Genomic DNA, 22,696 nt, shown 5'->3' on the forward strand with positions numbered 1-22,696 from the left:
AGAGCCGGCGCGGATGCTCGCTGAGCGATTTGTCGAGCTTGTCGAGAAACAGTTTCAGGAATGCTTCATCGAACGGGTTGTTGAGGAAAATGATGTTCTGGTCGGACTCGATCGGAGCTTCTATTGCATCCGCCGCTACAACGCTGATCTCCGCGGCGCGGCCGTGCGCACGTTCGAAGGCGGCGACGTTGCGCTCGGCAATCGCCGACAGCGGCGCTGAGATCTCAACGCCGACAACGCAGCTGATGGGCTTGTGCCGGCTTGCCAGAAGCAGGTCCTCTTGCCGCGCGTGTCGGTCCCATGTCGCAGGTCGAACAGCAGTGCCTCGGTGCGGTTGTACGCGATGCCGACCGCGCGTTTCGCCCGGGAAGCAATCCGGCGGACACGATCGACAATGGGCAAAGCGAGGGGGCGGGCTTGTAGCGGGGCAATATTAAGCGTCACGAAAACATGCCTTCCATGTTCAGTGGCGGGAGGGGCAACAGCAACGCATAGAAGCAAAGGTCAGCAAACGATCTCATTGCGCCGGCAGACAGACAAGTCCGGACAATGAGGTAGAACGGGCCCTACGTAACTGCAGTATTCTTGCGTGGTGACGCCTGCTACGGCCCTGGCGGCTCGCACCAATACATGACTTTGCGAGCTTCGCCGCTCCATATAGCGAGCACCCGGTGGCCTACTTCCAAAGGCGTAGCGGACGTTAAGACTGCAGCATGGAGAAATAGGCCTCACGGTAAATCTTTGCAGAGTCCTCGAGCGACAGCCGCCGGCGCACGAAGCCGCGCGGGTCGAGCGACTGGAATCGTGCCAGGAAGCGGTCCAGTGCTGGGGTGAAGTCCTCAGTTCGGGCAAAGCGCTCCCCACACTCAGGCGAGAAGAACGGGACGGACGATGCAGCAGGTGGCCGGTCCCCGAACCGTTGCCACAAGGGATCGAGCCAATAGCCGTTGTCCCACGCGAGGATCGGCACCCCTGACGCCAATGCCTCCTGATAGGCGAGCCCCTGCGTCTCGTGCTCACACAGGAAGATCATGCCGCGCGCCTCAGCCAGCATCTGCCGGTAGGTCTCGTGATCGTGGAACTTATAACGCAGAACTTTGTAGGTGAGTTGGCGCGCGTCGAGCGTCCGGCAGATCGGTTCGATCAGGGACGACTGCAGCTCGTCGTGATCCCAGCGGATCTTGTCGTAGATGAGAAAGTCGAACTGCTTCTCGCGCTTGCTGAGGTCGGGCCACTCGGCTACGTCGATCCCCGCGAACCACTTGACGCAACGCTCGCCGTAGTAGGGAAAAAACACGTCGTAGGTCCAATCGGCGAGGACGAGATATTTCCTGAAGCGTGGGTCATCGAGAAGCTTCGGCGCGAGCCCCGGGTGATCGTACAGCGAGGGGCCAAGTAAAGCGGGATTGCGCAGCTCCCAATCGTTGAGGATCTGCAAGCATCCGACAACGCCCACCGGGTAGTCGGGGTTCGCCTTCGCGAAGCGGTAGTCGTTGACTCGCACGCGGCAGCCCGACGCCTTGAGAGCCCGGCACAGCAACTCGAATGAGACCGCAAAGCCGGTCTTCTTCTGTCGCGCATGCAGCAGATTGTACGCGGGCCTCAGCAACCGCTTCAGGTATCGGTCTCCGGGAATGAACTTGTCGGCTTCGTATTCGCGATAAAAGAGCAGCACTAACGGTTGCTGCGCGGCGTTGGACGTATTCATGAACACCGAAGGTGGAGCTGTGAGGTAACGCCGGTCCTAGCACCGGCACATCGAGCGTTCCTCCAGCCGCCGCACTTCAAGGTTAACTGATCACGAGCCGGTGGATCGAAAGGCTTAGCCGCGAAGCGCGGCGCCGCGGCATAGGCACCCCCGGTAAGGTAAATCGGAGACACGCTCGACTACCGACAACGGCGAGGTGCCTACGCCTGGCTTCCAGGCCTACAATTTGCATTCCCTGAAACACCCCAGGATGGATCCAGGTTTGATCCGATCGAAGCGGTGGCCCCCGGCCGCGCGCAAGGAGGGCAAAGGAAAGCAAATGCGCGGCAGCGTGGCGTCCTACCCGATCTTCCCGGCACCTGCTGCCGTGCTCGGCAAACCGTTGCCGTTGTCCACGTTGCGCATCACGAAGGGCACGATCACCGACCTCGCGTGGATTCTGTTCATTATTGGCGCAGGTTCGGCCGCGAGGCCCTTGGGCGTGCAGAACGTCGAGCGCTACTTCTGGCTCGCAGCCGACCTCATCGTCGTGCTGTTTCTCTTGCACGACTACCGTCCGCTGCTGACGATGTCGCTCAAGAACAAGCTGCTGATGACATGGCCGGCCATCGCGACGTTGTCTGCGTTATGGTCGTACAATCCCGGCATTAGCCTTTATCACGGCCTGCAGCTGTTCATGACGACGATGGTCGGCTTCCTGTTTTGCAGCCAGATCGACCGCAAACGCATTCCGCGCATCTTGTTCCTTGGGCTGCTGGTGTGCCTGCTCAGCTCAGTCGCGTTCAAGTTTGTGAATCCGCACCAAGCTTATGACGGAAACGGCGCGTTCCAGGGTGTGTTCACGCACAAGAACGTGCTGGGCAGCATGATGACGCTGCTCATCTTCACCAGCACCTGTCTCTTCTTTGCGCATTGGCGGCCGTTGCTGACGCTAGCGGCGGCGGCGGCGGCGGCGATCGTGCTCGTGATGTCGAAGTCCGGAACGGCGCTCATCATGGCCGTGCTCACGCTGATGCCGATCATGCTCGCGTTTCTTGTCCGCCGCGGGCCGCGCACCCTCAGCGCTGGCGTCGGCGCCATCATCGTGATTTCGGTGCTCGCGTGTACCGCCATCGTCTTTGCGCAGATCGATGTATTCGGCCTCGCGCTGGCGAGCGTCGGCAAGGACGCCACGCTCACCGGGCGCACGATCCTGTGGGGCTTCGGGGCCGATGCCTTCCTCGAGCATCCATGGCTGGGCTTCGGTTACAAAGGCTACTGGGAGAGCACGCAGTCGACCGTGTTCTACCTGCGCTATGTGATCGGCCAGGACTTGTGGTTCTTCCACAACAACTTCATCGAGATGGCCGTCGCGTTCGGTTTCATGGGCCCCATCCTGCTCATCGCCGGCATCCTGCAGGGGTACGGGCGCACGCTGCGCGTCTTCCTGCGCGACCACGACTACATCTCGCTTTGGTATGTCCTGTTCATGGTCTGCGTCACCATCGACTCGTTCGTCGAATATCCGCTCTTCCTCAATCACGGACTCTATCAGTTCCTCTTCGTCGCCGTCGTAGCGAGCTCGGGCGCCGCGCTCTCCGATCGCAAGCGCACGCGCCGGCACCAGGGGCGACGCAATGACGTCTGAGGAAAATAACAACGCAATGTCGCAGCAACTTGCCATCGCCTTCTTTGGGCATGACTGGAACGAAAGCACCGTGATCAAGCGCGCCAACGCCTTCATGGCGCATGGCGCGAAAGTCACCGGCTTCATGTTCCATCGGGTGCGGCGCAGGGCAACGGCACAACCGAAGTGGAACAACATCGACCTAGGCGAAACGCACGATCGCAGCTATGCGCAACGACTGCCGCGGCTGCTGCGCGGTCTGGTCCGAGCTGTTCGCCACTGGCCCGAACTGCGTGGCGCGCAAGTCTTTTATGCGCGCAACATCGATATGCTGTTCATCGCGGTGATGGCCAAGACGCTGACGCGGTCGCCGGCCATCGTCGTTTATGAGGCGCTGGACGTACAACCTGTGTTCGTTGGCACCCGGCCGATCAACCGGCTGTTCCGCTGGGCCGAGCGCCGCTTGCTGGCGGCGTGCAATCTGGTGGTCGTAAGCGCACCAGATCACATGACCCAGTACTTCCAGCGTATCCAAGGATATCGCGGCGACTGGCGCCTACTGGAGAACAAGGTCGCGGACGATCCAGCGCTTTCACCGGCGACCGGGATTGTGCAGAAGCCGGCGGCAGCGCCACCATGGGTTATCGGCTTCTTCGGTGTCCTGCGCTGCGTGCGTAGCCTGGAGATACTGCAGCATCTCGCCGCGAAGCTCCCGGACAGTGTCGTGATCCATCTGCGCGGCCAGGTTTCGGAGACCGACATCCCGCGAAAGCGCCTCGAAGAGCTGACTGCGCGCTATCCCAACATCGTCTTCCACGGGCCGTACTCCAACCCGCACGACCTCGCCGGCATATACGGCCAGATCCATTTCGCATGGGCCATCGACTACATCGCCGCCGAGTCCAACTCGCGTTGGAGCCTGTTGAATCGCTTCTACGAGGGTGGCCTGTTCGCCGCTGTTCCATTGGGGCGCGCCGGCACAGCAACGGGCCGTTTAATGCAGGAGCGCGGCTTGGGCCGCACCTTCGATGAGCCGCTGGAAGACAACCTCGTCGACTTCTTCCGCTCGCTGGACCTGGAAACTTACGCCGGCATGCGCGCGCGGCTTAGTGCGGCCCCCCGCGCAATGTTCGTTGATGAGACAGACACCCGGGATCTGCTTCGCGCTCTGCAAGCCAGATCGAATAACAAGCAATCGGTAAGCAGCCGCGCCGCAGCTGCCATGGAGCCCCGCGTATGAGTATCCAATTCGCCTCCCCTCGGGTTTCGCATCTCGTTACGATGCTTGCTCTGGCGGGATCATGCCTGCCGCTGCTGTCGGCACCGAGCGCAGCGGCCGAGTTGGGCAAATCTTTCGTCGATACGTTCGAAACCTTCGACCGAACGCGCTGGTACATTTCGCACGGGTGGTCCAACGGCGCGCACCAAAGCTGCGCCTGGTTCAACCGCAACGTAAAGCTGCTTTCGAGCAAAGAGGTGATGCTATCGCTCACCGACGAGACGCTTGCCGACCACAAATACACCTGCGCCGAGATTCAGACCGTCGACAAGTTTGGCTACGGCACCTACGAGGTGCGCATGCGCCCGGCTAAGGCCTCGGGAACGGTCAGCGCGTTCTTCAATTACGTCGGCGCCAACTCAGAAGGCAAAGGGCAGGACGAGATCGACATCGAGTTCCTCGGCAAGGATACGAGCACCGTCCAATTGAACTACTTCGTCAACGGTGACGGCAATCATGCGAAGGTTGAGCAGTTGGGCTTCGATGCCAGCACCCGCATCGAAAGCTACGCCTATCAGTGGCTTCCAGACAGCATTCGCTGGTTCATCAACGGCAAGCTCGTGCACGAGGTCAAAGCCGAGCCGGGTAAGCCGATGCCCAAGCGCCCCGGCAAAATCTTCGTAAGCTTGTGGAGTGGTGCGGGGGCAGAGACGGAAAACTGGCTGGGCCCGTTTAAGTACCCGGGAACGGCGCTAACCGCGGTTTACGATCGCATTGCCTTCACCGCAGCCGGCGAGCCCTGCCAGTTCGAAGGCTCAGTCGTCTGCGGCTACGATAAGAAGGCCCGCTGATCTGCCGCCAGGTCAGCGGTACGTCTGTACCGCATACTCGCGATAGCGAGAGCCGAACACGCTGGCGACAAGGCCGGCGCCGCGGCATAGGGTGTAGAAGCTGGCAACAAACGCCTCGGGCCGTCCCAATACACTCATCACCGCACCCTTGACCACGCGCAGGCCGCCAAAGCCGATGCGAGCAAATCCGCGAGCGAGATTGTACAGCCGGCCGTGCGTGCTCGCCGGATCGAAGTGCGCCAGTTCGGCCTCGATCGCGCCCGTGCGATACCAGCGGCGCCACAGCCACTGCGCCGTCATCCGGTAACCCGGCACGACCTCGTGCACCACGGCATCCTCTGCCCACGCGATGCGTCCGCCGTTCGCGATCAGGTTCTTGAAGAACACGGTGTCTTCGCCGCCTGTCTCGTTGAAGCGCGTCTCGAATACTAGCCCGCCCCGGTCGATCGCCGACATGTCGACGATGCAATTGCAGGTGTAGCCGTCGTTGACGAGCCCGGCGGTCGGTGCACGGCGCGTGACAAAAGCAGTGAGCGGAAGCCACGAGGCCGGCGGGGCGACGAACAGCGGATAGACAGGGCCGATCGCTGCAGCAGCTTGCATCGACAGCAGGCTGTCGAACAGGCTCTGCAGCCACTCCAGATGCGGCAGTTCATCGTCATCGATGAAGGCGATATGTGTCGCCCCGTGTGCGCGCGCCATGGAAACGGCAGCGTTGCGGGCAAATGCCAGCCCTTTGCGTGCCTCGTGATGATACACGAGATTGAAGCGCCCCCCGTCGTTGTAAGCCGAGCAGATGGGCTTGGCGCTGCCGGTCGCGCTGTTGTCGATAACGGCCAGGAAGACACTTACGTCTGACAGCGCCTTCAGCCGCTGCTTGCCGAGCACGGCGAGCAGGGCGCTGAGGCCGGCATCGCGATTGTAGGTGCAGATTGCGATCGCAACCCGAGGCCCCTGTGGTGTCAATTGCCGTTGAGTGTTCATGCCAGCCGCCTCACGCGCTTTGCCATCGCTTCAAAACCGAAGCGAATGACGAGTGGCCACGCGTCCGGGGTCAGCAGCATCGAGCTCATCGCTTTCCCCACCTGGTGGCTTTTCAGTTGATCGACGAATTGTGTGAAGGAACGCGCCCGCTCCAACGCCCGAACGTAAACCTGAGAGATCGAGGTCAGCTGCTTGCTGCCCAACGCACTTTGCTCGATACCGCAGTCCTCGTGTGCCTTAAGCAGCTGATCGATATGCTCGGCGCGCAGGCGGAACGACTGCGAGCCATCGCGCACGCGGTATTTGTAGAAGCTTTCGGACGTCACGACGAAGCGCCCCCCGGCCTGGAGGCAGGCTAGGCATATGTGGTAGTCCTCGCCGATGGGCAGGTCGCCCCGATAGCGGATCGCGTTCGCGGTCATGAAGGCGGTGCGAAACAACGGCTTCACGGCGCGAAAGTCGAGGTTCGGACGCCCGTAGATAATGTTGCCGCTGATGAACGAGGGGGCATCCACGAAGAAAGTGTACGGCGCTTCGGCGCGCGGGATCATCGTGGCGCCGCTCTCGTCGCCCTCGACGCGAAAGCGCTGGAAGTTGTCCGCAACGACATCGGCGCTCGTCGCATCGGCAAGGTCGAGAAGCGCGCGGCAGCGATCAGGAGCGATCAAGTCGTCGCCATCGAGGATGGCGAGCCAGGGCGCGGAGGCCACGGCAATCGCCGCCTGGCGTGCGATCGACGGTCCGCCGGCGCTTGTGCGCCGAATGAGGACGACGCGCGGATCGGTCGCCGCCATTGCAGCCACGATTTCGGCGGTATCGTCGCTCGAGGCATCGTCCACGACGATAACCTCAACGTCCACGTCACGCTGATCCAGAGCAGACCGCAACGCGGCGGCGATGTACGGCCCCACGTTTTGCGCGGCTACGATGACAGACACATCGGGCGTCTTGCTGTGGTCGGCCATCGCTTGCGCGGACACCATTTCTACGCGGGAATCCAGATCGACAGAAGGAAAGCATAGTGGCTGGAAAACGAGTACCAGCGGCGCGATAATCCAGAAACTTGCTCCCAGCGGCCAGCGCTACTTCTTGCTAACGCGGCAGGTCGTCAGCGGCGAGCCAATAATGCAAAAGGCGTAAAATGCGCGGGCGCGAGCGGGGCACCATTATTGCTAGCATGGCTTGGCCGTCGTTCGTGTACCCCAACCGCCACTAAAGGGTTTCTCTATGGATACTCCGTACTTTGCGCCAGTTGTCGTCATTACACCCGTCTATAATGGGGCGGAGTTCCTAGCCGAAACGCTCGATGCGGTCCAGGAGCAGACCTATCCTAATTTGACACACTTCGTGCTCGATAACGCGAGCACCGATGGAACGGCACAGATCTTATCTGGGCGCGAACTAGGAAGGGTTCCGCTGATTACTCGACGGAACGATGTGCTACTCCCCATCGCCGATAACTGGAACGAGGCGGCACGATTAGGGGTCGGAATCGCGACCTACTTCCGCTTCCTGTGTGCCGACGACACGCTGCCGCCCGACGCCATTGAAAAAATGGTGGCGCTAGCCGAAAGCGATCCTGCAATCAACGTAGTCGCCTGCCAGAGACAAACTGATGCGGGAGTTGAATCTCTCGGCTGGGATCCGAAACGCAGCGTCTACGACGGCAGGGAGGCTCTTCGCTCGTGTTTTCTGGGCGTCACGGGTCTGGCCGCGTCACACTTTCTCTATCGGAGCGGCCAGAGAAACGGGCAGTTCTTTGACGACAGCATATTGCACTTCGACACGGACGCAGGATTTCGTCTCCTCGCCGAGCCCGGCGCGAAGCTAGGCGTTGTGCATCAACCACTAGGGTTCACTCGGGAACATGACGACACCGTGACCCAGCGAGAGGTGAACGCGAAGCACACAAATTTCCTCGACTGGTATGTGCTAGTACAAAGATATGCGGGCGGCGTGCTGTCGAGTGAGGAGATGGTCAATTACATGCGCGCGTTCCGCCGCCACTACTTCGGTCGCATGCTGGCGTGGCGTTTCGCAGACCGCAACGCGCTCGCCTACGACTGGCACATCCGCGAGCTGCAAGCGCGCGGCGCACAGCCAACGCTAAGTGACTTCGGTGACGCGTTGCTGGACTACGGGCTGCGCAAGATCGGCATGCGCACGCGCTGGGATCACTATCCCCAGGGCTGAGCGCGCTACCGATGCGCGCAGCCGATCAAGACGCGGCTCACACTTGTTCCTCAAGTCTTGCTCTGCTGACGCTTCATGCGCCATGCGCTGATGACATCGGCAGCCGCGTCGCTTGCCCGGCGCAGCTCCCCTAGCAGCGGATGCTGCACCAGGGACAATCCAAGCAGCCAACCGCCAACCGCAATCGCGAGGCAGCCGATCGCAATCGGCACCGGAACCGCGAAGCCCTGACCCTCCACCGCCATGACCAGCACGGGCCCGATGATGGTCGTCATGGTGACGATCACGTTGCCCCCCACCGCGTTGGCCAGTTCGCGCCAGCCGAAGGGAATGACCATTCGCACGTAGAAAAGGCTGACCACCAGATAGAACGGTATTGTGATGAGCATGCTGAGTGCTACCGCCTCGAGGCCGTGCGCCGCCGCCAGCGACATCACCGCGACGGTTATCGGCACCGAGACCGCATTCACCATCAGCGACCGCCTGACGCTCCCTGTCGCAATGAGAACGGAATTCACCAACCCGGTGGGCAGCGAGACGAGCCGCGCCACGGACAGGATCTGCACGATGGGTACGGTGGCCATCCACCTCTCGCCCAACAGCACCAGAACGACAGGATGGGCAAACAGTGCAAGTAGGGCCAGCGCCGGCCACTGGAGCACTGTGACGTAGTCGAGGATGCTGAAGAGCGTCTTTCTCAGGTCCTCGCCCTTGCGCGCCAGATCCGACAGCAGTGGCAGCGTGATCGGGGCAATGCCGGAGAATAGGATGCGCGAGGGCAGATACGAAAGCATCGTTGCGCGCTGAAACAGGCCCACGGCTTCGGCATTCAGCATCCGGCCGAATATCAAGTACGGCAGGTCGTGGCCGATCACGTAGAGAATGTTCGAGGCGGTGTCCGTGGCGCCGAATGCGACCACGCTGCGCCAGCTGCTTAGCGACGGCCGGAAGATCGAAAAATCGGGTCGAAAATACACCGTGAGCGCAGCCAGCGAGACGGCGGAAGCCAGCGACGACCAGGCAAAGCTCATGTAGCTGAAGCCCTGCCACGCGAGCCACACGGCAACGACAGCGCCGATAATGGCGGAGGCAAGGCCCGCAAATGTCGTGGCACCGAAACGCATATCACGGCGCAAGAGCGCATTCGTCGGAGCGACGAATGGCCCTAGCAGGAAACTGAATGCGACGACGTGCAGGTAGTTCTTCAGTCCCGCGACTTCGTAGAAATCGGCGACAGCGCCGGCGAGAGCGAACACCAGCAGCGACACCACGAGCGAGATGAGGAACGTGATGGTGAATGCGCTGCGCGTTTTGTCGAGTGTCAGCTCCTTATGCTGAACAAGATAGTTGTTCACGCTGAGCTCGCGGATCATTTCGGCAATCGCCAGAAACGATGAGCCGAGCACGGTTACACCCATCTCCGCCGGTCCGAGCAGGCGAGAAAGTATGACCGTCGTCAAGAGCGTCAAGACGATGTTTATGTAGCGCTCGGACGTCGTGAAAAAGAGCGCGCGCCTTATGGCCATTCGTCATGCCTCTGGATGCTAGTGCTGGCCGGGGAGTGTCGCACGGGGCCGCAAGGGAGGGGCAGCCTTCATCGTGCTATGCAAGCGCGTTTTGCCGCTGCTGTATCGTCTGTTGGTGCTGGCTGGACTTGCCCGCGACAGCCTCGAGCACCGAGAACACCGCATCGACCTGCTCGTTGCAGTTCAATTCTGGGCGGTCGGCGTGCGCGATTGCCGCTTGCGACATGCGCGTCCAGTACGCCTCGTCATTCCATAGGCGCCGGATCGCATCGCTCCATTCCTGCACAGGGCCCTCCGGGTCTAACAGCACGCCACCCGGTCCGACCGATTCAGGCAGGCCGCCGCGATTACTGGCAACGACAGGTATCCCGGAGAAGTGCGCTTCCGCCACGACGCGTCCGAAGGCCTCTTCCCAACGGCTCGGAACCAAAAGAACACGCGTGTCGCGGTAGATGTTCTTCATGTGTTGGGTGCGCGGCTTCAGTGTCACGTTGGGCAAATCAGCGAGCTTTTGCATAAGGTCACGGCGCATCTCGGCGCCCAGCGTCCAGCATTCCGAGAATAGGAACGGGATTTCGGAGCATTGGCGAGCTATTTCCAGCGCCAACGCGCTCCCTTTGTGCGGATGCGGATTGACAAATGTCACATTCCGGCACCTAAGCGGTGTTTTGTACCGGCTTCGATCGACCAGCGGATGGATGACCGTTGATTTGAGACCATGCAGCACGCTGAACGTGCGTGAGGTGAAGTGCGAGTTCGCGATGTAGCGCACACCGGCGAGATCGCGGAATGAGCCACCGAAGTCGTCTTCTTCGACATTGTGTAGATAGACCACTACTGGAAGCCCGAGCTGCTGGCCGGCCTTGCCCATCCGCGCGGGCAGGCCCGACTGCGCGAAGAGAACGTCTGGCTTGAAGCTCTCCACCACGTCCGCCAGGGTCTCCCACGCGAACCAGGATCGGTAGACGGGATAACCGAGCGAGTGGTCGCTCATGACACGCCGCCGAAGAAGCTTCATCAGTGCCCGATTACGATACGCTAGGAGGCCCGACGCGTTCAGCCCGCAGACCACACCGACTTCATGCCCGCGTTCGCGGAACGCGCAGGCGAGCTCGTGCGTACTGGTCTGCGCACCGCCGGCAATTTGCGGAATATATGGATGTGCGGTTGCGAGAAGTATCCGCATCTTTGGGCCTCGAATCACTGGGCGGTGCAAAAACTATACACGTATGAGCATTGCAAATTCGGTGCCCGGGAAATTAGGCGGCGGCCGGCACCTTTATAAGCTGCCCTTTAGGTGTACGGCGCCCCGCCGGGCAACCGCCTTTACGCCGCATTTACCAAACACCACTCATCGTTGCGGGGATTTGATCGCGGGCATCGGTGAGGAAGAACCATGTTGTGGTCTATCGCCACCGCGGGGGGTGTGGGCATTCTCCTCGGGCTAAAGTTCCGCATCGCCTCGGTCATTGCCGCCTCGCTCGGCCTCGCCATCGTGGTTGCCACAATCGCCGCGCTCCGGCATTGGGAGCCCCTTGCTGCCCTTAAGGTTGGCTTCGTTTCGTTGCTGTCTTTGCAGCTCGCCTACCTATTAGGGCTGATGCTCTCGGGCCTCTATCACCGCGCTGGCGGCACCAAGCTGCGGCGCCACTCCGATATCCGAGCCGCTCTGGACGCCGACTCTACCGGGCGCGGCCTGCATTGAGCTGCGGAATCCCGAGAAGACGCACACCACGCGCAACCTCTGGAAGGCGCGGGCGCCCTACGAGCGCTCCCACCTTCGCCGACACGGTCTCTCTCAAGATGTAGGGAATGCAGAGCGGGTGCCGCGCCATGATGCCGAGCCCCGCCAGCAAACCGTGGGTGCGTTTCACTTCGAGCGCCTTGGCATAGACCGCGCGCTTCATCGTTGCAGAATGATGGGCCTTCAGTGCTCGGCGCTCGCCAATTGTCAGCGACGGACTTGCAAGGCGCTCGGCATCGAATGCAGCAAGCCTGAGTAGATCGTCCGCCGAATGACACGACGAAAGCGACTGCTCGCGTTCAATGGCGACATAGCCGCAGGCGGGCATAATGAAGAAGCGCGCGCCCGCCATGAGTGCTCGGAAATAGAGGGCATAGTCCTCACCGAGCCGAATCTGTCCATCGTAACGCAGTCCGTTCTCGCGCAAGAAGTCGGAGCGGAAGATCGGCTTTAGGAAGCCCAGTTCGCCGCGCGGCCGACTACGCTGGCATATGTTGCCCAGCACAAACGTTTCGAGATCCAGCATCAGCCGGTCACCGCCATCGCTCAGCGGGGCAATCGAAATGTCCTGAAGCTTGAGCGCCTCGGGGACGATGAGAATGTCGTCAGCAACCATGTCCCAATCATCGCCCGCACTGGCGAGCAACTTGCCGATGCGCCCGGGCAGGAAGAAGTCATCGGCATCGAGCACGGCGACACAGGGCGAGGTCGCGGCCTGGAGTCCGCGGTTGCGCGCCCCGGCCGGGCCATGGTTTCGCTCGAGCGTGATCACCTTCAGCCGGCCGCTTGCATCGTCCGCCGCGCCCGCGGCTGCAACCGTCCCATCCTGGGAGGCATCGTCGACCACGATGACCTCCGCGACCTCCGGCTCGCCGAGCGCCGACGCCACCGCCTGGCCGATAGTGGCCTCGGCGTTCATGGCCGCGATGATGACGCTAACGCAGGTACTGTCGCCCGACATCTTAACCCTTTGACCTGGAGGCTGAGCTTGGCACCGTCGGCTCCGGTTCTGACGCGCCTCTCATTGAGGCGTGGTCTGCAAGACGTGTGCCGTGCCATGCTTTCGCCCGGAGTCGGACCGCAGCTCTAGGCAGTGTCTTCGAACCGCAACAGGGCGGGAATTGTCCGCATCAGGATCACGAGATCCAGCTTCATCGACCAGCGGCGCACGTAGAGGGCGTCGAGCTTCACGCGGCTGGCGTAGGAAAGCGTGTTGCGCCCGCTGATCTGCCAAATTCCCGTCAATCCCGGCCGCACCGAAAGATATTCGTTCAGATAGGCACCGTAGGGCGCGAGTTCGTCCTTAACCACCGGCCGTGGCCCGACGCAGCTCATGTCCCCTTTCAGCACATTGATGAGCTGGGGCAGTTCATCGATGCTGGAACGCCGCAACAGGTTGCCAAGCGCGGTGACGCGGGGATCGCGCCGCAGCTTGCGCGTCTGACGCCACTCGTCTGCGCTCGCCGGACACGATGCGAGGTGCCGCTCCAAAACTGCCGCCGAGTCATTCACCATGGTGCGGAACTTGAGGCAGGCGAACACCTGTCCGTTCTCGCCGACGCGCGAATGGCCGTAGAAAACAGGTGCGCCCATCGTCAATCGGATCGCAGCCGCGACCACCAACATGAGCGGCGAAAGCAGAACGAGAGATATCACCGCGATGGCGACATCGAGCGCGCGCTTGCTCAGCGCAGCGATGCGACTGCGTGAGGGCGGCCCCGGCGTCGGACTGTCCGCGGCATTACCCGTGATGGCGTCTGCAATATTGAGAATGCTCTGCGTGCGCCCCAACATCACCGACCATACGAACGGCGGCGCTGCTGCAGCCGGCGGGTCTTCGGTCGTGGAGCCGACCGCGTAGGCGATCAGATTGCCCGCGCCGTCTCCTGGGCCGGCAACCGCCATGCACAGTTCGCCGTCGTCGATGGCATCATAGCAAGCCCCCGGCAGAAGCCTGTGCCACCCCGCATCATCCCCATCGCTGGAATGCTCCTGCCCCATGCCCCGCGCTACTGCACTCGCGTCCCGCTCATTACGAAAGCGCTGCGACCTTCGCGCGCGCGAAGCCGAGAGCCAAGCCGGGCAAAAGAGGTACGAAGCATGTGGGGGAAGATCTGAACGAGCGAACTGAACTCATCTTCACGTGGCAGAATGGAGCGAGCCACAACCCGCTCCATTCATTGGCTATCGCCTATAAATCACCGGCTTCGCAGGCGACTTTGTTGCCGCTGACGAGCTGATTGATAATGTAGGCAACCTCGGTGCGGTTGCGCGCCTTTAGCCGCTTCATGATGTTCCGCACGTGTACCTTTACGGTGCTCTCGCGCATGTTCAGCTCATACGCGATGATCTTGTTTGCCTTGCCGCGACGCAGCGCTTCGACAACCGCCGCTTGCCGGGCGGTGAACAAGCCCTGCACTGTGGTTCGGCGTTCCTCGACGACCGGCGCAGCATCCACCGGTGCTGCCGAACCGGGACCGACAACGCAGTTCGCCGGAAGGAACTGACCGCCGGCCCGCACGAGGCGCAGTGCCTCGACGGCGACATCCAGCGACATGCTCGTCGAGATGTAGCCTCGCGACCCGGCCTTCAGGGCATCGACGACCTGTTGCAACTCCTCAACGTCGGACAGAACGACGACGGCCGTGTCGCCGAACGCCTGCGTCGCCCGTTCGACCAGTTGCTGGTTGTCGTCGCTCTGTGAGCTGCCGATGACGCTGAGCAATACGACCCGCGGATCTATGCTGGGGGCGTACTTCAGTCCTTCCTCAACCGTCGCGACGGCGACCACATCGAAGCCGGAAGCCCAAGTCAGGCAGCGAGAAAGCAGATCCCGAATGAGGGGTCGCCTTTCGATGATAATGGCTGTCGTGGACTGCTGAGCTTGTTTATCTGAACGGGTAACAGATGCCGAATTATGCACGCTTTGGTTGAAATCACTGCGGTTATCGATGTCGCGCAAAACTTTTGACATGAGCGACAGTCCCCAATCTGAGTATGTACAAAAGCTCAATCACTTAGGAGCTTCAGCTTAATGCGCCGTACACGGTATGGTAAATAGCACATTGTTGCAGCGCAATTTTTTTTAGACGGTTGCAATCGGTTCGCATACCCCAAATGACTAGGGTTCCTTAATGGAGGGTAGCGGTGTGGCCGTGCGGCATGGGCCAGAGGCCCGTCCAAATGGCGTAGGCGCTACCGCCCCTTAGCCCATCGAGCTGTTGCGAAATGCATCGGCAGGGCGGATTCATTGATCAAGCGAGGGGACGCGGCAGGGCGCGGCCCGAAGAATGCATGCTTCATTTGTTTCAGAACGTTTGTCTCACAGAGGTCCACGGTGAACATTGCAAGCGAGCGCATTCTCCAGTTCGCCAAGTCCGAGCAGCTGAAGCAGCGCGCCCACCAGATCATCCCCGGCGGCTGTCACACCTACGCGAAGGGCGATGACCAGTACCCCGTGCTGGCGCCTGGGTTCATCGCCCGCGGCGCGGGCTGCCATGTCTTCGACGTTGATGGCAACGAGTTCATCGAATACGGCATGGGCAATCGCGCCGTGACTTTGGGACATGCCTTTCCGTCGGTGGTCAATGCCGTCCGTGCCGAGCTTGAGCACGGCTGCAACTTCACCCGTCCTGCTGCCATCGAGGTCGCCTGCGCCGAGCAGTTCCTCGAGCTGATCCCCGGCGCTGAGATGGTGAAGTTCTGCAAGGATGGGTCAGACGCAACATCAGGGGCAGTGAAGCTGGCGCGCGCCTATACCGGCCGCGATCTCATCGCCATTTGCGGTGATCACCCGTTCTTTTCGTCGGATGATTGGTTCATCGGCACCACCGCGGTGAATGCGGGTATCCCCGAGGCGATCAAGCAGCTCACGGTCACTTTCCGCTGGAACGATCTCGAAAGTGCGCGCGCTCTGTTTGCTGCGCATCCCGGGCGCATCGCCGCTTTTATACTTGAGGCCGCCCGCACCGAGGACCCAGAACCCGGCTACCTGAACAAGCTGAAGCAGCTCTGCCACGACAACGGAGCTCTGCTTATCCTCGACGAGATGATCACCGGCTTCCGGTGGCACAACGGCGGCGCCCAAGCCTACTACGACGTCGAGCCGGACCTTGCCTGCTTCGGCAAGGCGCTGGCGAATGGCTTCTCCGTGTCGGCTCTGGCTGGCAAACGCGAGTTCATGCGCCTTGGCGGGCTCGAGCACACCGATCGCCCGCGCGTGTTTCTGCTTTCGACCACGCACGGCGCCGAGACGCACGCTCTCGCTGGCGCGATGGCCACCATGCGCGTTTACCGCGACGAGCCGGTCATCGCGCATCTCGTGCGTCAGGGCGAACGATTGAAGCGCGGCGCCGAGGAGGCGATCGCGCAGCGCGCACTAAGCGCCCACGTCAAGATCGTGGGCAAGCCCATGTGCCTCGCGTACGCAACGCTGGACCAGAACGGCCAGCCCTCCCAGGCCTTCCGCTCGCTGTTCCTGCAGGAGACCATCCGGCGCGGCGTGCTCATGCCGTCACTGGTGGTCAGCTATTCGCATTCCGATAGCGACATCGACCGCACCATCGAGGCCATCGACGGTGCGCTGCGCATTTATGCCCGCGCTTTGGAGGATGGCGTGGAGAGCCACCTCGTTGGCCGCCCGTCGGAGATCGTTTACCGGCGCTTCAATAGGCCGACGCCGCCCGGCGACCGGAGTTAGTCCGTTGTCGACCTTCTGCACGAGACGCAATGGAACCAAAGTGCCTGCCCGTCGCATCGGCCTTTTCGGTCATTTTGGCACCGGCAACATTGGTAACGAGGCTTCTCTTGCAGCGGTCGTGACCTTTGTGCGCCGAGAGCGACCGGATGCCCAGCTGCTCTGCATCTGCTCCAACCCCGAGGTAACGCGCCTATCGTGCAATCTCACGTCGGTGTCCATTAAGAGAGCTGGCTCAACGACCGGGTGGTTTGCTAGGCTCGACCTATTGCTGGCTAAGATTCCGTCCCGTACGCTCGATTTCATACGCGCACTCGACAAGATGCGTCGGCTCGATGTCCTGATAGTGCCAGGGACAGGGATACTCGACGACTACTGTGATCACCCAGGCGGCATGCCATTTGCGCTCTTTACCTGGCTTTCCGCTGCTCGTCTCACCGGCTGCAAGATTGTTCTGGTCAGCATCGGCGCCGGGCCGATTCACAATCCTGTGAGCAAATGGCTCATGATTGCGGCCGCACGGATGGCCCATTACCGCTCTTTTCGTGACGAGGTGTCGACGAGGTTCCTTGCAGGCTGCGGGGTCGATACGCGCAACGATCCTGTCGTCCAGGATGTCGTCTTTGCCTCGCCGCTGCCCGAAGGTGAATATCATCCCGACAACATAACCACGGTGGGCGTCGGAGTGATGAATTACGCGGGCTGGCAGAGCGATGCACCTGACGCCGCCCGCATCCACGACGAGTATCTAAACAAACTGACGGACTTCGTGGGGCGGCTGCTGACGAAAGGATATCGCGTCCGCCTCCTCGTAGGAGATAGGTGGGATAGCGAAGCTGTGGGTCGTCTCGTGGATCGTATCGACGCAACGCGCTACAACTGTCGTGAAATCATCTGTGAACCAGCGCAGAACATGCGCGATTTGATGCGCCAGATCCAGCAGACCGACGTCGTCGTGACGACGCGATATCACAACGTGGTCGCTGCCCTCTGCGTCGCCAAGCCGGTTATCTCCCTGAGCTATGCGGACAAGAATGACGCCCTTCTCGATAGCGTAGGACTAACGGGCCTCTACCAGCACTGCGAGACATTCAGCGTCGATCGCCTTTGGCAACAATTGGAATACGCGCTAGCAAATCGCGCCAGCCTTGCCACCAGCATCGCTACAACGATCGCCGGGTTTCGATGCAAGCTGTCGGAACAGGAGATTGCGCTGATCGCGCAGTGGTTCTAGCGCCAGCTAGCCAAGCCGCAGCTTGCGCACGAAGAAGGCTTCGGCGGACCGCTCAGGCGCACGGCACTCCATGCCGCGCAAGCGCGCCAGCCCGCGGAACGTGTCCGCATCGAACCAGTCCTTCGAGCGCTGGGTGCCGAAATGCTTGTCGAGCAGCTCGATCTTGCGTGCGAGCGCCGCCTCGCTGACCGCCAGGTAAACGTTGGGCTGGCCCAGATCGCCGTCCCATTTGGGAATCTCGTATTCGAGGATGGTGTGGTCGCGAAACGCGTTCCACGTGAGATTGGCAACTTCGCGGTGGTCCTGGTGTGCATCGTCCTTGCGATGCGTGAAGACGACATCGGGCGCAACCTTCGCCTTGATGCCCTCGAGCCAAGCTTTCACTTCCGCACCTTGGTACGGGAAGTAGCTGTCGCGGAAAGCGCCGATGTGGACGTTGGCCGCCGCTGCGCCGGAGAGGAAATCAGCGGCAGATCGCTCCGCTTCTTCGCGGCGCGAACCCGCGGCCGAGAACACGCACCAGTCGACACGCAAATCGACCCCGGACGCGATCCAGTCGAGGATGGTCGCGCCGAGCCCGATCTCGATGTCGTCCGAGTGGGCTCCGAGACAAAGGATCGACAGCGGCTCGCCCGGTTGCGCCAGACGCAGTGTCTTCATTCGCCGGCCACCACCGCGGCGGGTCGGTCGGTGAGATCGTGGCTAATCCGCCAGGGCATGTTGCCTTGCTCGACCATGTCTTCGAGGATCTGCCGGTCGCGCAGAGTGTCCATCGAGCGCCAGAAGCCCTCATGCTTGAACGCCATCAGCTGGTCGGCTTCGATCAGCCGCTTGAATGGTTCGAGTACAAGCTCTTCGCCTTCCCGCATGTAATCAAAGATCTCGCGGCGGAAAATGAAGTAGCCGCCATTGATCCAGATGTCGGAACGGTCGGATGAACGGAACTCGCGCACGCGTCCATCCGTGTCGATGTCAGCAAGATGATAGGTCAGAGGCGGCCGAATGGCTACGAAGCAGCCCACCTTGCCGCTCTTCTTGAAGGCATCGACAGCTTCATCGAGGTTGAGGTCGGTCAGCCCGTCGCTGTAGTTGGCGAGAAACATCTCCTCGTCGGCGACGTGCTCACGCACCGCCCACAAGCGCTGGCCGATGTTGCGCCAGATGCCCGTGTCGATCAGGCTGACGCGCCAGTCGTCCTTGATCTCCGAGAGAAGCTCGACCTTGGAGCCGAAGCGCGACACCACGCAGTCGGCATAGGCCTGCGGCTTGTAGTTGAGGAAGAACTCCTTGACCACATTGGCCTTGTAGCCGAGGCAAATCACGAAATCGCGGTGCCCGTACTGGCTGTAGTAGTTCATCACGTGCCACAGGATCGGCTGATGACCGACCGGGATCATGGGCTTGGGAACGCTCTCGGAATATTCGCGGATGCGCGTGCCAAGTCCGCCGCAGAACAGAACGACCTTCATTGGGGCAGCTCCTTGGGATCGATGACGGCGACTTCCGGGATCGGCACGACGAACTTTCCGCCCCAGTCGCCGATGTGGCGCATCTGCCGGACGATCTCGTCCTTGATGTTCCACGGCAGGATCAGCACATAGTCGGGCTTGGCGAGATCGATCGCATCGACCGGATAGATCGGAATGTGCTGGCCTGGCGTGAAGCGCCCGTGCTTGTAGGGATTGCGGTCTACGGTGAAGTCGAGGAAGTCGGTGCCGATGCCGCAGTAATTCAGCAGCGTGTTGCCCTTGCCCGGCGCCCCATAGCCGCAGATCGTTTTGCCGGCATCCTTGGCTTCGATCAGGAACGAGAGCAGTCGCCGCTTGGTGCGCGTCACCTGCGCGCCGAACGAGGCGTAGGCTGCAAGATCGCGGAAGCCCAGGGCCGTCTCACGTTCGAGGATTTCGCCGACGCGTGAACCAACTGCGCGCTGGGAGGCGTCATGCGCCAGATAAACGCGCAGCGAGCCACCATGCGTCTTCAACTCATCGACGTCGATCAGCTTCAGGCCGTGGCGCTTTGCGAGCACGTCGATCGTCACCAGCGAGAAGTAGGAGAAGTGCTCGTGATAGATCGTATCGAACTGGTTCTCCTCCATCAGCCGCTGCAGATGCGGAAACTCCAGCGTGATCACGCCCTCTGGTTTCAGCAGCAGCTTCATGCCGGCGACGAAGTCGTTGAGGTCGGGCACCTGCGCGAGGACGTTGTTGCCCGCGATCAGGTTGGCGGACTTGCCCGCCGCGGCGAGCTCGCGCGCCAGGCGCGTGCCGAAGAAGTCGACGCAGGTAGGGATGCCCTTGTCGATTGCCACCTTGGCGACGTTGGCGGCCGGCTCGATGCCGAGCACATTGACGCCGAGCGGCGGGAAGTGCTGCAGCAGATAGCCATCGTTACTGGCGAGCTCGACGACAAGGCTATCGGCGCCAAGCCCGAGACGCTGAGTGATCATCTCGCAATAGGCTTTGGCGTGCGCCACCCAGCTCGTCGAATAGGATGAGAAGTAGGCGTATTCCTCGAAGATGTGCTCGGGGCTGACGTACTCCTTGAGCTGCACCAGGAAGCACTCCGGGCAAACGAGGGCGTGCAGCGGGAAATAGGGCTCCATCGCATCGAGCTGCTCGTGCGGAAGGAAGCTCTCGCACAGCGGGGACATGCCGAGGTTTACGAATGTGTGCTCGGTCTTCGTGCCGCACAGCCGGCAAGAGCATGCCGACGCGCTCTTCACCGCGTCCCGGTATGAAACTGCCTCAATATTCATTTGTGCCCTCGGGATCTAACTGGCCTTGTTGGATGTCCCAGCCGGAGTAATTTGGGACGCTGACCGCCTCGATTTGCGTGTCCATCCGCTAGGGTGCAAAAAGCGCGCCCGGCCTCGGATTATCGGGGAGCGGAGCGCCGGCCGGATACGGCATCATTGGTGGTAGGGCAGGGGGCGAAATACCCCTTTCGCCGGGCCAGAAGGGGGTGGACCGCTTCGCCATTAAGCATCAGGCGACGTGGTCTCTGCGCTGCGAGCAAAGTGGCGATAGACAGTGGGCATGCTGATCCGCGACACGGAGCTGGCCGACGCCAAGCTCATAGAGCTTGAACCGCATGGCGATGAGCGCGGCTTCTTCGCCCGCACCTTCTGCGAACGCGAGTTTGCCGCCCACGGCCTCGAAACGTCGTTCGTCCAGCACAGCATTTCGTTCAGTTCCACGCGCGGTACTCTGCGAGGCATGCATTTCCAGCGCGGGGCCGACGCCGAGGTGAAGGTGGTCAGCTGCGTCCGCGGCGCCATCTACGATGTGATCATCGACCTGCGTCCCGGCCGCAATCAGGGTCGCTGGCAGGGCTTCGAGCTGACAGCCGACAATCGCAACCGCCTCTACATCCCCAAAGGCTTCGCGCACGGCTTCCAGACACTGACCGACGACGTCGAGGTGAGCTACCTCATTTCGGAGTTTTACGCCCCGGATGCCGCCAGCGGTGTGCGCTACGACGATCCCGCCTTCGCCATCCGTTGGCCATTGGCGGTGACCACCCTTTCCGAGAAAGACAAAAGCTGGCCGGACTTCGCGGCCGTTGCGATCTAACTCTGGCCCTTCTCGGCAAGCAGACCGTGCGCCTCCAGCAGCGCCGCCGTCTCACGAATGACGGCAAACGGCGTTTGCGAGCGTTCAGCGATGTCCAGCAGCGAATGCTTCCCGTCCGATAGGTTCAGCACCCACAGCATCGCCATGCTCTTTGCCGGCGCATTCTTGTCGCCACCGATCGCCGAATAAAGCCCGCGCCGCCCGAGCTGCGGCTCGCACTTGGGATTGAGGTTCAGATAAGTGCGGTCGTTCTCGATGATGTCGAGCGCCGCCGTGATGAGTTCATACGAGCGGCCGAGGTGTTCGGGCCTGATGAAGTCCATATTGTCCGCCGAGGTGTGATACTCGGGGAAAGTGCCGAACAGGCTGCGCTGGAACAGTCCAACCGGCAGATCGAAGCCCGGCGAGCAGTACTGGCGCTCGTCGTAACCGTAGGGCGAAAAGTCGATGACCTGCGCGCCGGGCGCCTCGGTGCGCAGCACGTGCGCCATGGCCCGGTCGATCACGGCATCGCCCCGCCGCGACCGCTTGTAGGTCGGCCCGCCGCCGTCACCGGCACACGAGACGACAAGCCCGTGCTTGATGCGACCAACATTGGCCTCGTTCTGAGCCAGCCAGGTAATGGCGCCGATCGTGCCCGGTGCGAAGATGAAGCGGTAGCTGTAGCGAGTACGCACGCCTTGCAGGCGCTTCGCCAGCAGCGTCAGGAGCGCCAGCGCCGAGCAATTGTCGTTCGCCAGCGAAGGATGGCAGATGTGTGCCGATAGCAGCACCTCTTCGCCGGTTTGGCCCCTGTGCAGGTATTCGCCGTAACTCAGGGCGCCATCGCCGAAGCTGGAGTCAATGAACACCTCATATTCGCCGTCGGCCAGCTCCGAGAGCTTGTTGTGGGCCATGCAGAAGCCCCACGTCTCGGCGTAGTACGAAGTGCGGTAGGGAATGAGGTCGGGCTGCTCGGGCAGCGTGAAGATGTGCTTTTTCAGCTCGGCCAGCGAAAGACGCGTGTGCACCGGAGCGCTGTAGCCGACGACGTGCAGGTTCGACGCCTTGAAATCGATGACGCGCCGCCCGCAGGCGTCTTTCACGTAGGCGTCGGCGATGTTCCACTCACGCGGAACGGTCCAGTCGAATACCTGAGTGCCTGTCGGAACCTCGCGGACCTCCAGTGGAACGTGACGCCCGAGGACGCCCAGGGTCTCGCGCACGCCATCGCCCGTAATGCTGCGGCAGATCGGATAGATTTCACCGGCGAGGCGATAGATCTCCCCGCCGATGCCATGATCCTCGGTGCGCCAGGTCGCGGCTGATGGCTGTTCCATTGGCGCACATGACTTTCAAAGTTGGAGGCCGGACCCGACGC

At 61.5% G+C, this 22,696-nt stretch carries 21 protein-coding genes; 9 read left to right on the plus strand and 12 right to left on the minus strand.

From position 1 onward, the window contains the following. Positions 1 to 13: 13 nt before the first annotated feature. Complete coding sequence (locus NDB2M4_RS15780; protein WP_139247332.1) at positions 14 to 220, plus strand: hypothetical protein; 207 nt, start codon at positions 14 to 16, stop codon at positions 218 to 220. Positions 221 to 700: 480 nt separating this feature from the next. Here the strand turns inward: NDB2M4_RS15780 and NDB2M4_RS15785 are convergent, their stop codons facing one another. Further along, positions 701 to 1,675, minus strand: coding sequence for a glycosyltransferase (locus NDB2M4_RS15785; protein WP_139247333.1), 975 nt, complete (start codon positions 1,673 to 1,675; stop codon positions 701 to 703). Between the two features lie 352 nt (positions 1,676 to 2,027). Here NDB2M4_RS15785 and NDB2M4_RS15790 point away from each other — a divergent pair, with 352 nt between their 5' ends. From NDB2M4_RS15790 to NDB2M4_RS15800, 3 genes are read left to right on the plus strand one after another with little or no spacing between them, the layout of a single operon-like run. Next, the gene (locus NDB2M4_RS15790; protein ID WP_171988122.1) at positions 2,028 to 3,335 is read left to right on the plus strand and encodes an O-antigen ligase family protein; all 1,308 of its coding nucleotides are present in this window, start codon (positions 2,028 to 2,030) and stop codon (positions 3,333 to 3,335) included. Next, positions 3,325 to 4,554 (plus strand): glycosyltransferase family protein, encoded by a 1,230-nt coding sequence (locus tag NDB2M4_RS15795; RefSeq protein WP_072376791.1) that lies wholly within the window; start codon positions 3,325 to 3,327, stop codon positions 4,552 to 4,554. The genes NDB2M4_RS15790 and NDB2M4_RS15795 overlap by 11 nt, the downstream gene beginning before the upstream one ends. Next, positions 4,551 to 5,384, plus strand: a complete 834-nt coding sequence (locus NDB2M4_RS15800) for a family 16 glycosylhydrolase (RefSeq protein ID WP_072376793.1) — start codon at positions 4,551 to 4,553, stop codon at positions 5,382 to 5,384. Before NDB2M4_RS15795 ends, NDB2M4_RS15800 begins: the two co-directional genes overlap by 4 nt. A 12-nt stretch (positions 5,385 to 5,396) precedes the next feature. Here the strand turns inward: NDB2M4_RS15800 and NDB2M4_RS15805 are convergent, their stop codons facing one another. Both NDB2M4_RS15805 and NDB2M4_RS15810 read right to left on the minus strand, forming a co-directional pair. Then, positions 5,397 to 6,368, minus strand: coding sequence for a glycosyltransferase family 2 protein (locus NDB2M4_RS15805; protein ID WP_072376795.1), 972 nt, complete (start codon positions 6,366 to 6,368; stop codon positions 5,397 to 5,399). Continuing rightward, the gene (locus NDB2M4_RS15810; RefSeq protein ID WP_171988123.1) at positions 6,365 to 7,333 is read right to left on the minus strand and encodes a glycosyltransferase family 2 protein; all 969 of its coding nucleotides are present in this window, start codon (positions 7,331 to 7,333) and stop codon (positions 6,365 to 6,367) included. Before NDB2M4_RS15810 ends, NDB2M4_RS15805 begins: the two co-directional genes overlap by 4 nt. A 262-nt stretch (positions 7,334 to 7,595) precedes the next feature. Between NDB2M4_RS15810 and NDB2M4_RS15815 the strand changes: the two genes are divergently transcribed. Next, the gene (locus NDB2M4_RS15815) at positions 7,596 to 8,561 is read left to right on the plus strand and encodes a glycosyltransferase family 2 protein (RefSeq protein ID WP_072376799.1); all 966 of its coding nucleotides are present in this window, start codon (positions 7,596 to 7,598) and stop codon (positions 8,559 to 8,561) included. A 50-nt stretch (positions 8,562 to 8,611) separates the two neighbouring features. Here NDB2M4_RS15815 and NDB2M4_RS15820 read toward each other — a convergent pair whose 3' ends face one another. Further along, positions 8,612 to 10,087 (minus strand): lipopolysaccharide biosynthesis protein, encoded by a 1,476-nt coding sequence (locus NDB2M4_RS15820; protein ID WP_072376801.1) that lies wholly within the window; start codon positions 10,085 to 10,087, stop codon positions 8,612 to 8,614. 76 nt (positions 10,088 to 10,163) lie between these two features. After that, positions 10,164 to 11,273: a glycosyltransferase gene (locus NDB2M4_RS15825; RefSeq protein ID WP_072376803.1), complete on the minus strand. Its 1,110-nt coding sequence runs from the start codon at positions 11,271 to 11,273 to the stop codon at positions 10,164 to 10,166. A 210-nt stretch (positions 11,274 to 11,483) separates the two neighbouring features. On the opposite strand from NDB2M4_RS15825, the gene NDB2M4_RS15830 reads away from it, so the two are divergent. Continuing rightward, the gene (locus NDB2M4_RS15830; protein WP_072376804.1) at positions 11,484 to 11,792 is read left to right on the plus strand and encodes a hypothetical protein; all 309 of its coding nucleotides are present in this window, start codon (positions 11,484 to 11,486) and stop codon (positions 11,790 to 11,792) included. Here NDB2M4_RS15830 and NDB2M4_RS15835 read toward each other — a convergent pair. The 3 genes from NDB2M4_RS15835 to NDB2M4_RS15845 form a co-directional block, all read right to left on the minus strand. After that, positions 11,770 to 12,792 (minus strand): glycosyltransferase family 2 protein, encoded by a 1,023-nt coding sequence (locus NDB2M4_RS15835; RefSeq protein WP_072376806.1) that lies wholly within the window; start codon positions 12,790 to 12,792, stop codon positions 11,770 to 11,772. The genes NDB2M4_RS15830 and NDB2M4_RS15835 overlap by 23 nt on opposite strands. 125 nt (positions 12,793 to 12,917) lie before the next feature. Then, the gene (locus tag NDB2M4_RS15840) at positions 12,918 to 13,832 is read right to left on the minus strand and encodes a sugar transferase (protein ID WP_244536199.1); all 915 of its coding nucleotides are present in this window, start codon (positions 13,830 to 13,832) and stop codon (positions 12,918 to 12,920) included. A gap of 190 nt (positions 13,833 to 14,022) precedes the next feature. Next, on the minus strand, positions 14,023 to 14,793 hold the full coding sequence (locus NDB2M4_RS15845; RefSeq protein WP_171988124.1) for a LuxR C-terminal-related transcriptional regulator: 771 nt from the start codon (positions 14,791 to 14,793) through the stop codon (positions 14,023 to 14,025). Positions 14,794 to 15,174: 381 nt separating this feature from the next. Between NDB2M4_RS15845 and NDB2M4_RS15850 the strand changes: the two genes are divergently transcribed. Both NDB2M4_RS15850 and NDB2M4_RS15855 read left to right on the plus strand, forming a co-directional pair. Next, positions 15,175 to 16,530: a glutamate-1-semialdehyde 2,1-aminomutase gene (locus tag NDB2M4_RS15850; protein ID WP_139247394.1), complete on the plus strand. Its 1,356-nt coding sequence runs from the start codon at positions 15,175 to 15,177 to the stop codon at positions 16,528 to 16,530. A gap of 4 nt (positions 16,531 to 16,534) precedes the next feature. Further along, the gene (locus NDB2M4_RS15855; protein ID WP_171988125.1) at positions 16,535 to 17,761 is read left to right on the plus strand and encodes a polysaccharide pyruvyl transferase family protein; all 1,227 of its coding nucleotides are present in this window, start codon (positions 16,535 to 16,537) and stop codon (positions 17,759 to 17,761) included. A 6-nt stretch (positions 17,762 to 17,767) separates the two neighbouring features. On the opposite strand, the gene NDB2M4_RS15860 is transcribed toward NDB2M4_RS15855, so the two are convergent. Genes NDB2M4_RS15860 through NDB2M4_RS15870 form a run of 3 tightly spaced genes read right to left on the minus strand, consistent with a single transcriptional unit; the run spans position 17,768 to position 20,519 of the window. Then, positions 17,768 to 18,421 carry a PIG-L deacetylase family protein gene (locus tag NDB2M4_RS15860; RefSeq protein WP_072376812.1) on the minus strand — a complete coding sequence of 218 codons (654 nt, stop codon included), beginning with the start codon at positions 18,419 to 18,421 and terminating at the stop codon, positions 17,768 to 17,770. Beyond that, positions 18,418 to 19,230 carry a glucose-1-phosphate cytidylyltransferase gene (locus NDB2M4_RS15865; protein WP_072376814.1) on the minus strand — a complete coding sequence of 271 codons (813 nt, stop codon included), beginning with the start codon at positions 19,228 to 19,230 and terminating at the stop codon, positions 18,418 to 18,420. The genes NDB2M4_RS15860 and NDB2M4_RS15865 overlap by 4 nt, the downstream gene beginning before the upstream one ends. After that, positions 19,227 to 20,519: a class I SAM-dependent methyltransferase gene (locus NDB2M4_RS15870; protein WP_072376816.1), complete on the minus strand. Its 1,293-nt coding sequence runs from the start codon at positions 20,517 to 20,519 to the stop codon at positions 19,227 to 19,229. Before NDB2M4_RS15870 ends, NDB2M4_RS15865 begins: the two co-directional genes overlap by 4 nt. Before the next feature lie 280 nt (positions 20,520 to 20,799). On the opposite strand from NDB2M4_RS15870, the gene rfbC reads away from it, so the two are divergent. Then, positions 20,800 to 21,336, plus strand: coding sequence for a dTDP-4-dehydrorhamnose 3,5-epimerase (rfbC, locus tag NDB2M4_RS15875; RefSeq protein WP_072376818.1), 537 nt, complete (start codon positions 20,800 to 20,802; stop codon positions 21,334 to 21,336). Here rfbC and NDB2M4_RS15880 read toward each other — a convergent pair. After that, complete coding sequence (locus NDB2M4_RS15880; protein ID WP_072376820.1) at positions 21,333 to 22,655, minus strand: DUF4910 domain-containing protein; 1,323 nt, start codon at positions 22,653 to 22,655, stop codon at positions 21,333 to 21,335. The two genes, rfbC and NDB2M4_RS15880, sit on opposite strands and share 4 nt — an antisense overlap. Between the last annotated feature and the right edge of the window lie 41 nt (positions 22,656 to 22,696).

The organism is Hyphomicrobium sp. NDB2Meth4 (assembly GCF_900117445.1).
Classification (GTDB): Bacteria; Pseudomonadota; Alphaproteobacteria; order Rhizobiales; family Hyphomicrobiaceae; genus Hyphomicrobium_A.

What these genes read in the sequence shown, in the direction of transcription:
- NDB2M4_RS15780 (WP_139247332.1), top strand. Translation starts at nt 14, where the DNA reads ATGCTCGCTGAGCGATTTGTCGAGCTTGTCGAGAAACAGTTTCAGGAA.
- NDB2M4_RS15790 (WP_171988122.1), top strand. Translation starts at nt 2,028, where the DNA reads ATGCGCGGCAGCGTGGCGTCCTACCCGATCTTCCCGGCACCTGCTGCC.
- NDB2M4_RS15795 (WP_072376791.1), top strand. Translation starts at nt 3,325, where the DNA reads ATGACGTCTGAGGAAAATAACAACGCAATGTCGCAGCAACTTGCCATC.
- NDB2M4_RS15800 (WP_072376793.1), top strand. Translation starts at nt 4,551, where the DNA reads ATGAGTATCCAATTCGCCTCCCCTCGGGTTTCGCATCTCGTTACGATG.
- NDB2M4_RS15805 (WP_072376795.1), bottom strand. Translation starts at nt 6,368, where the DNA reads ATGAACACTCAACGGCAATTGACACCACAGGGGCCTCGGGTTGCGATC.
- NDB2M4_RS15810 (WP_171988123.1), bottom strand. Translation starts at nt 7,333, where the DNA reads ATGGCCGACCACAGCAAGACGCCCGATGTGTCTGTCATCGTAGCCGCG.
- NDB2M4_RS15815 (WP_072376799.1), top strand. Translation starts at nt 7,596, where the DNA reads ATGGATACTCCGTACTTTGCGCCAGTTGTCGTCATTACACCCGTCTAT.
- NDB2M4_RS15820 (WP_072376801.1), bottom strand. Translation starts at nt 10,087, where the DNA reads ATGGCCATAAGGCGCGCGCTCTTTTTCACGACGTCCGAGCGCTACATA.
- NDB2M4_RS15825 (WP_072376803.1), bottom strand. Translation starts at nt 11,273, where the DNA reads ATGCGGATACTTCTCGCAACCGCACATCCATATATTCCGCAAATTGCC.
- NDB2M4_RS15830 (WP_072376804.1), top strand. Translation starts at nt 11,484, where the DNA reads ATGTTGTGGTCTATCGCCACCGCGGGGGGTGTGGGCATTCTCCTCGGG.
- NDB2M4_RS15835 (WP_072376806.1), bottom strand. Translation starts at nt 12,792, where the DNA reads ATGTCGGGCGACAGTACCTGCGTTAGCGTCATCATCGCGGCCATGAAC.
- NDB2M4_RS15840 (WP_244536199.1), bottom strand. Translation starts at nt 13,832, where the DNA reads ATGGGGCAGGAGCATTCCAGCGATGGGGATGATGCGGGGTGGCACAGG.
- NDB2M4_RS15860 (WP_072376812.1), bottom strand. Translation starts at nt 18,421, where the DNA reads ATGAAGACACTGCGTCTGGCGCAACCGGGCGAGCCGCTGTCGATCCTT.
- NDB2M4_RS15865 (WP_072376814.1), bottom strand. Translation starts at nt 19,230, where the DNA reads ATGAAGGTCGTTCTGTTCTGCGGCGGACTTGGCACGCGCATCCGCGAA.
- NDB2M4_RS15870 (WP_072376816.1), bottom strand. Translation starts at nt 20,519, where the DNA reads ATGAATATTGAGGCAGTTTCATACCGGGACGCGGTGAAGAGCGCGTCG.
- rfbC (WP_072376818.1), top strand. Translation starts at nt 20,800, where the DNA reads ATGCTGATCCGCGACACGGAGCTGGCCGACGCCAAGCTCATAGAGCTT.
- NDB2M4_RS15880 (WP_072376820.1), bottom strand. Translation starts at nt 22,655, where the DNA reads ATGGAACAGCCATCAGCCGCGACCTGGCGCACCGAGGATCATGGCATC.